The following is a 12,529-nucleotide window of genomic DNA, read 5'->3' on the forward strand; positions in this document are numbered from 1 at the left end:
ACATGGGACTCGAAGAAAAACTGCCGAGCGGCTTCCTGCTGACCACCGTCGAGCAGGCCGCAGGCTGGGTACGCAAGTCGTCCGTCTTCCCCGCCACCTTCGGCCTCGCCTGCTGTGCCATCGAGATGATGACCACCGGCGCCGGCCGCTACGACCTGGCGCGCTTCGGCATGGAGGTCTTCCGCGGCTCACCGCGGCAGGCGGACCTGATGATCGTCGCGGGCCGGGTCAGTCAGAAGATGGCGCCGGTGCTGAGGCAGGTCTACGACCAGATGCCGAACCCGAAGTGGGTGATCTCCATGGGGGTCTGCGCGTCGTCGGGCGGCATGTTCAACAACTACGCGATCGTCCAGGGCGTCGACCACATCGTCCCGGTCGACATCTACCTCCCCGGCTGTCCGCCGCGGCCCGAGATGCTGATGGACGCCATCCTCAAGCTCCACCAGAAGATCCAGAGCTCCAAGCTCGGGGTGAACGCCGAGGAGGCGGCCCGCGAGGCGGAGGAAGCGGCGCTCAAGGCCCTGCCCACCATCGAGATGAAGGGGCTGCTGCGGTGAGCGACGCGAACAACACGGCAGGTGACGCGAACGGGGTGAACCCCGAGAAGGACCTCTCCGCGGAGAACCTGCCCGGCCGGCGCGGTCAGGGCGGCGAGGAGATCCGCGTCCAGCGCGGGATGTTCGGCGCCAACAACGGCGGCGACACCTCCGGCTACGACGGCCTGGTCCGCTCCGTCCGGCTCCCCGGGCCGGCGAGCAGGCCCTACGGCGGCCCGCGCGCCGAAGGCGCATACGGATACTTCGACGAGGTCGCCGACGAGCTGGAGGGGGCGCTGGAGGAGCAGGGACTCCTGCCCGACAACGCCATCGAGAAGACGGTCGTCGACCGCGACGAGCTGACCTTCCACATCGAACGCGAGCACCTGGTCCGCGTCGCCCGCACCCTGCGCGACGACCCGGCCCTGCGCTTCGAACTCTGCACCGGCGTCAGCGGCGTCCACTACCCGCACGACAAGGGCCGCGAGCTGCACGCCGTCTACCACTTGCGCTCGATCACCCACAACCGGCTGATCCGCCTCGAAGTCAGCGCCCCCGACAGCGACCCGCACATCCCGTCACTGGTCTCCGTCTACCCGACGAACGACTGGCACGAGCGCGAGACGTACGACTTCTTCGGCATCGTCTTCGACGGTCACCCGGCCCTGACGAGGATCATGATGCCGGACGACTGGCAGGGCTTTCCGCAGCGCAAGGACTACCCCCTCGGCGGCATCCCCGTCGAGTACAAGGGTGCCCAGATCCCGGCTCCGGACCAGCGGAGGTCGTACTCGTGAGCAGCACACAGTCAGCGTCCGCGGCCTCCGCGCGCGAGACCACCGAAGGCACCGTCTACACGGTCACCGGCGGCGACTGGGACGAGGTCGTCCAGTCCGCCGCCCGCGCCGACGACGAGCGCATCGTCGTCAACATGGGACCGCAGCACCCGTCCACCCACGGCGTGCTCCGCCTGATTCTGGAGATCGACGGCGAGACGGTCACCGAGGCCCGCTGCGGTATCGGCTACCTGCACACCGGTATCGAGAAGAACCTCGAGTACCGGACCTGGACGCAGGGCACCACGTTCGTGACGCGCATGGACTACCTGACGCCGTTCTTCAACGAGACGGCGTACTGCCTGGGCGTCGAGAAGCTCCTCGGCATCGAGGACGAGATCCCGGACCGCGCCTCGATCATCCGGGTCCTGCTGATGGAGCTGAACCGGCTCTCCTCGCACCTGGTGTGCATCGCCACCGGCGGCATGGAACTCGGCGCCACCACGATCATGATCTACGGCTTCCGCGACCGTGAACTGATCCTCGACATCTACGAGCTGATCACCGGCCTGCGGATGAACCACGCGTACATCCGCCCGGGCGGACTCGCCCAGGACCTGCCGCCCGGCGCGGTGGACCAGATCCGCGAGTTCGTGAAGAAGATGAAGAAGAACCTCCCGGAGTACGACAAGCTCGCCACCGGGAACCCCATCTTCAAGGCCCGCATGCAGGACGTCGGCTACCTCGACCTGGCCGGCTGCATGGCCCTCGGCGCCACGGGGCCGGTCCTCAGGTCGACCGGCCTGCCGCACGACCTGCGCAAGGCCCAGCCGTACTGCGGCTACGAGACGTACGACTTCGACATCCCGACCGCCGACACCTGCGACTCCTACGGCCGCTTCCTGATCCGGCTGGAGGAGATGCGCCAGTCGCTGCGGATCGTCGAGCAGTGCCTGGACCGGCTCCAGCCCGGCCCGGTCATGGTCGCCGACAAGAAGATCGCCTGGCCCGCCCAGCTGGCGCTGGGACCGGACGGACTGGGCAACTCCCTCGACCACATCAAAAAAATCATGGGCACCTCCATGGAGGCCCTGATCCACCACTTCAAGCTGGTCACCGAGGGCTTCCGCGTGCCACCGGGCCAGACCTACCTGGCGGTGGAGTCGCCCAAGGGCGAGCTCGGCGTGCACGTCGCGTCCGACGGCGGCACCCGCCCCTTCCGGGTCCACTTCCGGGACCCGTCCTTCACCAACCTGCAGGCCATGGCGGCGATGTGCGAGGGCGGCCAGGTCGCCGACGTCATCGTCGCCGTGGCGTCCATCGACCCCGTGATGGGAGGCGTCGACCGGTGACCACCTCTTCTTCGGAGCGGGGCGTCAGCCTGGGCATGCCGGAACTGCCCGCGCCCGACTACCCGGACGACGTCCGGGCCCGGCTGGAGACCGACGCGCGCGAGGTCATCGCCCGCTACCCGGACTCCCGGTCCGCCCTCCTGCCGCTGCTGCACCTCGTGCAGTCGCAGGAGGGGCACGTCACGCGCACCGGGATGCGGTTCTGCGCGGACATGCTGAACCTGACCACGGCCGAGGTCACCGCGGTCGCCACCTTCTACAGCATGTACCGGCGCAGGCCGAGCGGCGACTACCAGGTCGGCGTCTGCACCAACACGCTGTGCGCGGTCATGGGCGGCGACGCCATCTTCGAGTCCCTCCAGGAGCACCTCGGCGTCGGGAACGGCGAGACCACCGAGGACGGCAAGGTCACCCTGGAGCACATCGAGTGCAACGCGGCCTGCGATTTCGCGCCGGTCGTGATGGTCAACTGGGAGTTCTTCGACAACCAGACCCCGGCGAGCGTCCGCGCCCTCGTCGACGACCTGCGCGCGGGACGGCCGGTGACGCCCACGCGCGGTGCGCCGATCTGCACCTTCAAGGAGACCGCCCGGATCCTGGCGGGCTTCCCCGACGAACGGGACGGCGCCGTCGCGGCCGGCGGCAGCGCGGGTCCCGCCTCCCTGGCCGGCCTGCGGCTGGCCAAGGGTGAGGCGCCCGCCGCGCGCGTGGTGCACCCGCGGGACGGCGGACCGCACGACGCGCCGCAGGACCGGGCCGTGCACGACCCGTCCCCGACGGAACACCTGAGCTCGCACGACGCGCCGCAGGACACATCGGCATCCGACCCTTCCAACCCGGCAGGGCCTACCGCCGAGGAGGGGGAGTGATGACCGTGGCAGCCGAGATCAAGGGCACCAGCCCGGAGAAGCTGCTCGCACCCGTGCTGTCGGCCTTCTGGGACGAGGACGAGTCCTGGACTCTGGACGTCTACCGGAGGCACGAGGGGTACGAGGGGCTCCGCAAGGCGCTGGCGATGTCGCCGGACGACCTGATCGCGTACGTCAAGGACTCCGGTCTGCGCGGACGCGGCGGCGCGGGGTTCCCGACGGGGATGAAGTGGCAGTTCATTCCCCAGGGGGACGGCAAGCCTCACTATCTAGTTGTCAACGCCGACGAGTCGGAGCCGGGGACCTGCAAGGACATCCCGCTCCTCTTCGCGAACCCGCACAGCCTCATCGAGGGCATCGTCATCGCGTGTTACGCCATCAGGTCTTCGCATGCCTTCATCTATCTGCGTGGTGAAGTCGTCCCAGTGCTGCGGCGGTTGCACGAGGCCGTGCGCGAGGCCTACGCGGCCGGCTTCCTCGGCGAGAACGTCCTGGGCAGCGGGCTCGACCTCGAACTCACCGTGCACGCGGGCGCGGGCGCGTACATCTGCGGTGAGGAGACCGCACTGCTCGACTCGCTCGAAGGCCGCCGGGGCCAACCGCGGCTCCGTCCCCCCTTTCCTGCCGTCGCGGGCCTCTACGCGTGCCCGACTGTGGTGAACAACGTCGAGTCGATCGCATCGGTTCCCGCGATCCTGAACAAGGGCAAGGACTGGTTCAGGTCGATGGGCAGCGAGAAGTCCCCGGGCTTCACGCTCTACTCCCTCAGCGGCCACGTCGCGGGCCCCGGCCAGTACGAGGCCCCGCTCGGCATCACGCTCCGCCAGCTCCTCGACATGAGCGGTGGCATGCGCCCCGGTCACCGGCTGAAGTTCTGGACACCGGGCGGCTCCTCGACGCCGATGTTCACCGACGAGCACCTCGACGTCCCTCTCGATTACGAAGGGGTGGGCGCCGCGGGGTCCATGCTCGGCACGAAGGCGCTCCAGTGCTTCGACGAGACGACCTGCGTCGTGCGCGCCGTCACCCGCTGGACCGAGTTCTACGCCCACGAGTCCTGCGGCAAGTGCACACCGTGCCGCGAAGGGACGTACTGGCTGGTCCAGTTGCTGCGTGACATCGAGGCCGGCAAGGGCGCCATGTCCGACCTCGACAAGCTGAACGACATCGCCGACAACATCAACGGCAAGTCCTTCTGTGCCCTCGGCGACGGTGCCGCCTCGCCGATCTTCTCCTCGCTGAAGTACTTCCGCGAGGAGTACGAGCAGCACATCACGGGCCGCGGCTGCCCCTTCGACCCGGCCAAGTCGACGGCCTGGGCCGACCGCACGGAGGTGAACGCATGACCGTGACCACCAATGCTCCCTCGGGAGGGGGGCAGGCGGCGGTCCCGCCGGAGGACCTCGTATCGCTGACGATCGACGGCGCCGAGATCAGCGTGCCCAAGGGCACCCTGGTCATCCGGGCCGCCGAGCAGCTCGGCATCGAGATCCCCCGGTTCTGCGACCACCCCCTCCTCGACCCGGCCGGCGCCTGCCGCCAGTGCATCGTCGAGGTCGAGGGCCAGCGCAAGCCCATGGCGTCCTGCACCATCACCTGCACCGACGGAATGGTGGTGAAGACCCACCTCACCTCGCCCGTCGCCGAGAAGGCACAGCACGGTGTGATGGAGCTGCTGCTCATCAACCACCCGCTGGACTGCCCGGTCTGCGACAAGGGCGGTGAGTGCCCGCTGCAGAACCAGGCCATGTCGCACGGCCAGGCCGATTCCCGCTTCGAGGGGAAGAAGCGGACCTACGAGAAGCCCGTGCCGATCTCCACGCAGGTGCTGCTCGACCGCGAACGGTGCGTGCTCTGCGCGCGTTGCACCCGGTTCTCCAACCAGGTCGCGGGCGACCCGATGATCGAGCTGATCGAGCGCGGTGCGCTCCAGCAGGTCGGCACCGGTGAGGGCGACCCCTTCGAGTCGTACTTCTCCGGCAACACCATCCAGATCTGCCCGGTCGGCGCGCTCACCTCGGCGGCGTACCGGTTCCGCTCCCGTCCCTTCGACCTGATCTCCTCGCCGTCCGTCTGCGAGCACTGCTCCGGCGGCTGCGCGACCCGCACCGACCACCGGCGCGGCAAGGTCATGCGGCGCCTCGCGGCCAACGAGCCCGAGGTCAACGAGGAGTGGATCTGCGACAAGGGGCGTTTCGCCTTCCGGTACGCGCAGCAGCGGGACCGGCTGACGACGCCGCTGGTGCGCAACGCGGAGGGCGACCTGGAGCCGGCCTCCTGGCCGGAGGCCCTGCAGATCGCCGCGCAGGGGCTGCTCGCCTCGCGGGGCCGGACCGGTGTGCTGACCGGCGGCCGGCTCACCGTGGAGGACGCCTACGCGTACAGCAAGTTCGCGCGCGTGGCGCTCAACACCAACGACATCGACTTCCGCGCGCGCGTGCACAGCGCCGAGGAGGCCGACTTCCTGGCCTCCCGGATCGCCGGACGCGGCCGTGATCTCGCGGGCGCCGGGGGAGGTACGGGAGTCACGTACACGGCGCTGGAGGAAGCGCCCGCCGTCCTGCTGGTCGGGTTCGAGGCCGAGGAGGAGGCGCCCGGCGTCTTCCTGAGGCTGCGCAAGGCCTGGCGCAAGCACGGACAGCGGGTCTTCTCGCTGGCCACGCACGCCACGCGGGGTCTGGAGAAGACGGGCGGCACGCTGCTGCCCGCCGCTCCGGGCACCGAGACCGAGTGGCTGGACGCCCTCGCGAGCGGCGTCGGCCTGCAGGACGACGGTGCCCGGGCCGCCGAGGCACTGCGCGCCGAGGGCGCCGTGATCGTCGTCGGCGAGCGGCTGGCGGCCGTGGCCGGCGGCCTGACCTCCGCCGTACGGACCGCCTCCGCGACCGGCGCCCGGCTGGTGTGGATCCCGCGCCGTGCCGGAGAGCGAGGCGCGGTCGAGGCGGGCGCGCTGCCGTCGCTGCTGCCGGGCGGCCGCCCGGCGACCGACGCCCGCGCGCGCGAGGAGGTCGCCGCGGTCTGGGGTCTGGCCGACCTTCCGCACCGCTACGGCCGCGACACCGGTGAGATCGTCGAGGCCGCGGCCCGGGGCGAGCTGCAGGCCCTGCTGGTGGCGGGCGTGGAAGTCGCCGACCTGCCCGATCCGGCACGCGCGCGTGCGGCACTCGCCGAGGCCGGTTTCGTGGTGTCGCTGGAGCTGCGGCCCAGCGAGGTCACCGAGCTCGCCGATGTCGTCCTGCCCGTCGCCGCGGTCGCCGAGAAGGCCGGGACCTTCCTGAACTGGGAGGGCCGGGTGCGGTCCTTCGAGGCCGCGCTCAAGCCCGACCAGATGACCCGTCGCCTCGCGCCGTCCGACGCCCGCGTGCTCCAGATGCTCGCCGACGCCATGGACGTACACCTGGGTCTGCCGGATCTGCGTACCACGCGCGCGGAGATCGACCGGCTCGGCACCTGGGACGGGCCGTGGGCCGGCGAACCGCTGCAGACCGCGAGCGGGCTGCCGCGGCCGGCCGCCGGGGAGGCGGTACTGGCCGGGCACCGGCTGCTGCTCGACCAGGGCCTCCTCCAGCAGGGCGACGAGGCACTCGCCGGCACCCGGCACGCCGCTCACGCGCGCGTGTCGGCCGCCACGGCCGCCGAGGCGGGCGTCAAGGAGGGCGACCTCCTGGCCGTGACCGGCCCGGCCGGAGCCGTCGAACTGCCGTTGCGGATCACCGAGATGCCCGACCGGGTGGTCTGGCTGCCGCTGAACTCGGCCGGCACCGGCGTCGCCTCCGACGCCGGGGTACTGCCCGGCACCCTCGTCCGCGTCGGACCGGCGACACCGACGGACACAGCCCCCAAGGAGGTGGAGGCATGAGTGCGTACCTCGCCGCTGAAGACCTCTCGATGTTCGGCACCGACCCCTGGTGGCTGGTCGTCGTCAAGGCGGTGTTCTGCTTCGCCTTCCTGATGGTTACCGTGCTGTTCTCCATCGTGTGGGAGCGCAAGGTCGTCGCCTGGATGCAGTTGCGCATCGGCCCGAACCGGCACGGCCCCTGGGGCATGCTCCAGTCGCTCGCCGACGGCATCAAGCTGATGCTCAAGGAAGACGTCATCGTCAAGCGCGCCGACAAGGCGGTGTACGTCCTCGCGCCGGTCGTCGCGGCCATCCCGGCCTTCATGGCGATCGCGGTGATTCCCTTCGGGCCGGCCGGCAACGAGATCTCGATCTTCGGTCACCGCACCGCGATGCAGCTCACCGACCTGCCGATCGCGATGCTGTTCATCCTGGCGGTCGCCTCGGTCGGCATCTACGGCATCGTGCTCGCGGGCTGGAGCTCCGGCTCCACGTATCCGCTGCTCGGCGGATTGCGGTCCTGCGCGCAGATGATCTCCTACGAGATCGCGATGGGCGCCGCGTTCGCCTCGGTGTTCCTCTACTCGGGGTCGATGTCGACGTCGGAGATCGTCGCCCAGCAGAACGACCGCTGGTACATCGTGCTGCTGCCGGTCTCCTTCGTCCTCTACATCGTCACCATGATCGGCGAGACCAACCGCGCACCCTTCGACATGCCCGAGTCCGAGGGCGACCTGGTGGGCGGCTTCAACACCGAGTACTCGTCGATCAAGTTCGCGATGTTCATGCTCGCCGAGTACGTGAACATGGTGACGGTCTCGGCGGTCGCCACCACGCTGTTCCTCGGCGGCTGGCGCGCCCCCTGGCCGGTCAGCACCTTCTGGGAGGGCGCCAACCACGGCTGGTGGCCGCTGCTCTGGTTCGTGGTCAAGGTGCAACTGCTGCTGTTCTTCTTCATCTGGCTGCGCGGCACCCTCCCCCGGGTCCGCTACGACCAGCTGATGAAGCTCGGCTGGAAGGTGCTCATTCCGGTCTCCCTGGTCTGGCTGATGCTGGTCGCGACGGTGCGGGCCCTCAGGAACGAGGGCTACGACTTCACCGACATCGCCCTCTACATCGCCGGCGGCGTCCTGGTCCTGCTGGTGCTGTCCTTCGTCGTGGACATGTACCGCGAGAAGGGCAAGCAGGCCGAGGAGCCCGTCGAGGAGCCGGCCTCCTTCGACCCGATGGCCGGCGGGTTCCCCGTACCGCCGATGCCCGGACAGGAGTCGCCGCCGGTGCCCAGGCGGCGTCCGCGCCGGGAGCGAGAGCTCATTGTCAGTGGCGGGGCCGATACTCAGAGTAACGGACCTCTGGGCGGATCTACGGATGGAAAGGAGGCGTCCGATGGCTGAGGAACCCAAGGAGACCGATCCCGGTTTCATGAACCCCGTGGCCGGCTTCGGCGTGACCTTCAAGGCCATGTTCAAGAAGCGGCTGACCGAGCAGTATCCGGAGCAGCAGAAGACCACCGCTCCGCGCTTCCACGGACGGCACCAGCTCAACCGTCATCCGGACGGCCTGGAGAAGTGCGTCGGGTGTGAGCTGTGCGCCTGGGCGTGTCCGGCCGACGCCATCTACGTGGAGGGCGCGGAGAACACCGACGAGGAGCGCTACTCGCCGGGCGAGCGGTACGGCCGCGTCTACCAGATCAACTACGCCCGCTGCATCCTGTGCGGCCTGTGCATCGAGGCGTGCCCCACACGCGCGCTGACGATGACCAACGAGTTCGAGCTGGCCGACTCCAGCCGTGCCAACCTCATCTTCACCAAGGAGCAGCTGCTCGCCGGCCTCGAGGAGGGCATGGTCGACTCGCCGCACGCCATCTACCCGGGCACGGACGAGCAGGACTACTACCGGGGCCTGGTGACCGAGGCCGCGCCCGGCACGGTCCAGCAGGTCGCCCACTCCGAGGGCGAGGTCGTCCAGGAGGGCGACTCGACGTTCGGCGGGACCGAACCGGCGTCGGAGGAGGTGATCCGCCGATGACCGGGCAGCTCGCCGCCGCAGCGACTCTCTCTGCCGGCACCTCCACGGGAGAGGCCGTCCAGTTCTGGATCCTCGGCACCGTCGCGGTGATCGGCGCCCTGTGCACCGTCTTCATGAAGAAGGCCGTGCACAGCGCGCTCTGCCTCGCCGGGACCATGATCGTCCTGGCCGTCTTCTACCTCGCCAACGGTGCCTACTTCCTCGGCATCGTGCAGATCGTCGTCTACACGGGCGCGGTCATGATGCTGTTCCTGTTCGTGGTGATGCTCGTCGGTGTCACCGCGGCGGACTCCCTGAAGGAGACCATCAAGGGCCAGCGCTGGCTGGCCCTGCTGTCCGGGCTCGGCTTCGGCATCCTGCTCGTCGCCGGCATCGGCAACGCGTCCGTCACGGAGTTCAGCGGCCTGGCCCAGGCGAACGCGAACGGCAACGTGGAGGGCATCGCCTCCCTCATCTTCACCAAGTACGTCTTCGCCTTCGAGATCACCGGCGCCCTGCTCATCACGGCCGCGGTCGGCGCCATGGTGCTCACCCACCGCGAGCGCACCGAACGGGCGGCGACCCAGCGCGAACTGGCCGAGCGGCGCGTCCGCGAGGGCAAGCACCTGCCGCCGCTGCCGGCGCCCGGCGTGTACGCCCGGCACAACGCGGTCGACATCGCGGGGTTGCTGCCCGACGGCACCCCGTCCGAGCTCACCGTCAGCAGGACGCTGCGCGAGCGGGGCCAGATCCGTGACGTGTCGATGGAGGCGCTGGGCGACCTGAAGGCGCTGGAGCAGCGGTCCGAGGAGCGCCTCGAACGCGATGCGGGCGAGCCGGGCAACTCCAAGCGGTCCGAGGAGGCGTCGAAGTGAACCCCGTCAACTACCTCTACCTCGCGGCCCTGTTGTTCACGATCGGCGCCACCGGCGTGCTGATCAGGCGCAACGCGATCGTGGTCTTCATGTGCATCGAGCTCATGCTCAACGCCTGCAACCTCGCGTTCGTCGCCTTCTCCCGGATGCACGGCAACCTCGACGGCCAGATCATCGCCTTCTTCACGATGGTCGTCGCCGCCGCGGAGGTCGTGGTCGGGCTCGCGATCATCGTGTCCCTGTTCCGTTCCCGCCACTCGGCCTCGGTCGACGACGCCAGCCTGATGAAGCTGTGAGGGGTCGCTGAATCGTGGAGAATCTGATTGCGCTGCTGGTGGCGGCGCCCCTGCTCGGAGCGGCGGTCCTGCTGTGCGGCGGACGCCGGCTGGACGCCGTCGGTCACTGGATCGGTACGCTGCTGGCCGCCGCGTCCTTCGTGATCGGTGTCGTCCTCTTCGCCGACATGCTCGGCAGCGGCGCCGAGGACCGCACCCTGACGCAGCACCTGTTCAGCTGGATCCCGGTGGAGGGATTCCAGGCCGACGTCGCCTTCCGGCTCGACCAGCTGTCGATGACGTTCGTCCTGCTGATCACCGGCGTCGGCTCGCTCATCCATCTGTACTCGGTCGCGTACATGGAGCACGACGAGCGCCGCCGCCGCTTCTTCGGCTATCTGAACCTGTTCCTGGCGGCGATGCTGCTGCTCGTCCTCGCCGACAACTACCTGCTGCTGTACGTCGGCTGGGAGGGCGTCGGTCTCGCCTCCTACCTGCTGATCGGCTTCTGGCAGCACAAGCCCAGCGCCGCCACCGCCGCGAAGAAGGCCTTCCTGGTCAACCGCGTCGGCGACATGGGCCTGTCCATCGCGATCATGCTGATGTTCCTGTGGTTCGGCACCTTCGCCTTCGGGCCGGTGCTCGGTGGCCACGGGGAGGCCGGGCTCGCGGGCTCGGCCGACGAGGGCAAGCTCACCGCGATCGCCCTGATGCTGCTGCTCGCCGCCTGCGGGAAGTCGGCACAGGTGCCGCTGCAGTCCTGGCTCGGGGACGCGATGGAGGGCCCGACCCCGGTCTCCGCCCTCATCCACGCCGCGACCATGGTGACGGCGGGCGTGTACCTGATCGTCCGTTCCGGCGCGATCTTCAACGGCGCGCCCGACGCGCAGCTGGTGGTCACCATCGTCGGCGCGGTCACGCTGTTGTTCGGTGCGATCGTCGGTTGCGCCAAGGACGACATCAAGAAGGCACTGGCCGGCTCGACCATGTCGCAGATCGGCTACATGGTGCTGGCCGCCGGTCTCGGCCCCATCGGCTACGTCTTCGCGATCATGCACCTGGTGACGCACGGCTTCTTCAAGGCCGGGCTGTTCCTCGGCGCCGGCTCCGTCATGCACGGTATGAACGACGAGGTCGACATGCGCCGCTACGGCGGACTGCGCAAGTACATGCCGGTCACGTTCGTCACCTTCGGCCTCGGCTACCTCGCCATCATCGGCTTCCCGGGTCTGTCCGGCTTCTTCTCCAAGGACAAGATCATCGAGTCGGCGTTCGCCAAGGGCGGCACCGAGGGCTGGATCCTCGGCGCCTGCGCCCTGCTGGGCGCGGCCATCACGGCGTACTACATGACGCGCGTGATGCTGATGACGTTCTTCGGCGAGGAGCGCTGGCGCAAGGCCCCGACGCCGTCGCCCGCGGCCCCCGACGTGGAGCCCGCGGCCGAAACCCGCGGCGAGTACACGCCTCCCCACCCGCACGAGTCGCCGAAGACCATGACGATCCCGATGATCGTGCTGGCCGTCGGCTCGGTGTTCGGCGGTGCGTTCTTCAGCATCGGCGACCGCTTCGTGCACTGGCTGGAGCCCATCACCGGGCACGACCACGGCCACGCGCCGATCAGCGCCCTGACGGTCACCATCTCCACGGTCGCCGTGATGGTGATCGGCGTGGCGGCCGCCTGGGCGCAGTACGGCCGCCGTCCGGTCCCGGCCGTCGCCCCGCGCGGGTCGCTGCTCACCCGGGCCGCCCGGCGCGACCTGCTCCAGGACGACTTCAACCACGTCGTCCTGGTCCGCGGCGGCGAGCACCTCACGCGCTCCCTGGTCTACGTCGACCACACCCTGGTCGACGGGGTCGTCAACGGCACGGCGGCCTCGGTCGGCGGCCTGTCCGGGCGGATGCGCAAGCTGCAGAACGGGTTCGCGCGCAGTTACGCGGTCTCGATGTTCGGCGGTGCGGCGGTCCTCGTCGCCGCGACCCTGCTGATGAGGGCGGTCTGAT

The 12,529-nt window shown here is 69.5% G+C and carries 11 protein-coding genes; all 11 read left to right on the forward strand.

The annotated features are described in order from the left end of the window. Positions 1 to 2: 2 nt before the first annotated feature. From ACH4F2_RS03440 to nuoL, 11 genes are read left to right on the forward strand one after another with little or no spacing between them, the layout of a single operon-like run. Positions 3 to 557: an NADH-quinone oxidoreductase subunit B family protein gene (locus ACH4F2_RS03440; RefSeq protein WP_018528252.1), complete on the forward strand. Its 555-nt coding sequence runs from the start codon at positions 3 to 5 to the stop codon at positions 555 to 557. Then, the gene (locus tag ACH4F2_RS03445) at positions 554 to 1,333 is read left to right on the forward strand and encodes an NADH-quinone oxidoreductase subunit C (RefSeq protein WP_398131008.1); all 780 of its coding nucleotides are present in this window, start codon (positions 554 to 556) and stop codon (positions 1,331 to 1,333) included. Before ACH4F2_RS03440 ends, ACH4F2_RS03445 begins: the two co-directional genes overlap by 4 nt. Beyond that, complete coding sequence (locus tag ACH4F2_RS03450) at positions 1,330 to 2,664, forward strand: NADH-quinone oxidoreductase subunit D (RefSeq protein ID WP_398131009.1); 1,335 nt, start codon at positions 1,330 to 1,332, stop codon at positions 2,662 to 2,664. The genes ACH4F2_RS03445 and ACH4F2_RS03450 overlap by 4 nt, the downstream gene beginning before the upstream one ends. Beyond that, complete coding sequence (gene nuoE / locus ACH4F2_RS03455) at positions 2,661 to 3,533, forward strand: NADH-quinone oxidoreductase subunit NuoE (RefSeq protein WP_398131010.1); 873 nt, start codon at positions 2,661 to 2,663, stop codon at positions 3,531 to 3,533. The genes ACH4F2_RS03450 and nuoE overlap by 4 nt, the downstream gene beginning before the upstream one ends. Next, positions 3,530 to 4,879 (forward strand): NADH-quinone oxidoreductase subunit NuoF, encoded by a 1,350-nt coding sequence (gene nuoF, locus ACH4F2_RS03460; protein WP_398131011.1) that lies wholly within the window; start codon positions 3,530 to 3,532, stop codon positions 4,877 to 4,879. The genes nuoE and nuoF overlap by 4 nt, the downstream gene beginning before the upstream one ends. Continuing rightward, positions 4,876 to 7,392, forward strand: a complete 2,517-nt coding sequence (locus tag ACH4F2_RS03465) for an NADH-quinone oxidoreductase subunit G (protein ID WP_398131012.1) — start codon at positions 4,876 to 4,878, stop codon at positions 7,390 to 7,392. Before nuoF ends, ACH4F2_RS03465 begins: the two co-directional genes overlap by 4 nt. Next, complete coding sequence (gene nuoH / locus ACH4F2_RS03470; protein ID WP_398131013.1) at positions 7,389 to 8,765, forward strand: NADH-quinone oxidoreductase subunit NuoH; 1,377 nt, start codon at positions 7,389 to 7,391, stop codon at positions 8,763 to 8,765. The genes ACH4F2_RS03465 and nuoH overlap by 4 nt, the downstream gene beginning before the upstream one ends. Then, the gene (gene nuoI / locus ACH4F2_RS03475) at positions 8,758 to 9,399 is read left to right on the forward strand and encodes an NADH-quinone oxidoreductase subunit NuoI (RefSeq protein ID WP_398131014.1); all 642 of its coding nucleotides are present in this window, start codon (positions 8,758 to 8,760) and stop codon (positions 9,397 to 9,399) included. Before nuoH ends, nuoI begins: the two co-directional genes overlap by 8 nt. Then, entirely contained in the window at positions 9,396 to 10,253 is an 858-nt protein-coding gene (locus tag ACH4F2_RS03480; protein ID WP_398131015.1) for an NADH-quinone oxidoreductase subunit J, read from the forward strand. Before nuoI ends, ACH4F2_RS03480 begins: the two co-directional genes overlap by 4 nt. After that, entirely contained in the window at positions 10,250 to 10,549 is a 300-nt protein-coding gene (nuoK, locus tag ACH4F2_RS03485) for an NADH-quinone oxidoreductase subunit NuoK (protein ID WP_003974374.1), read from the forward strand. The genes ACH4F2_RS03480 and nuoK overlap by 4 nt, the downstream gene beginning before the upstream one ends. A gap of 14 nt (positions 10,550 to 10,563) precedes the next feature. Next, the gene (gene nuoL / locus ACH4F2_RS03490; RefSeq protein ID WP_398131016.1) at positions 10,564 to 12,528 is read left to right on the forward strand and encodes an NADH-quinone oxidoreductase subunit L; all 1,965 of its coding nucleotides are present in this window, start codon (positions 10,564 to 10,566) and stop codon (positions 12,526 to 12,528) included. The last annotated feature ends 1 nt before the right edge of the window (position 12,529 follow it).

The sequence above is a fragment of the Streptomyces sp. NPDC017890 genome (genome assembly GCF_044328675.1).
In the GTDB taxonomy this organism is placed as follows: domain Bacteria; phylum Actinomycetota; class Actinomycetes; order Streptomycetales; family Streptomycetaceae; genus Streptomyces.

Bases quoted from the DNA above. Each gene is read 5' to 3' on its own strand.
- ACH4F2_RS03440 (WP_018528252.1), top strand. From the start codon at position 3: ATGGGACTCGAAGAAAAACTGCCGAGCGGCTTCCTGCTGACCACCGTC.
- ACH4F2_RS03465 (WP_398131012.1), top strand. From the start codon at position 4,876: ATGACCGTGACCACCAATGCTCCCTCGGGAGGGGGGCAGGCGGCGGTC.
- nuoH (WP_398131013.1), top strand. From the start codon at position 7,389: ATGAGTGCGTACCTCGCCGCTGAAGACCTCTCGATGTTCGGCACCGAC.
- nuoI (WP_398131014.1), top strand. From the start codon at position 8,758: ATGGCTGAGGAACCCAAGGAGACCGATCCCGGTTTCATGAACCCCGTG.
- ACH4F2_RS03480 (WP_398131015.1), top strand. From the start codon at position 9,396: ATGACCGGGCAGCTCGCCGCCGCAGCGACTCTCTCTGCCGGCACCTCC.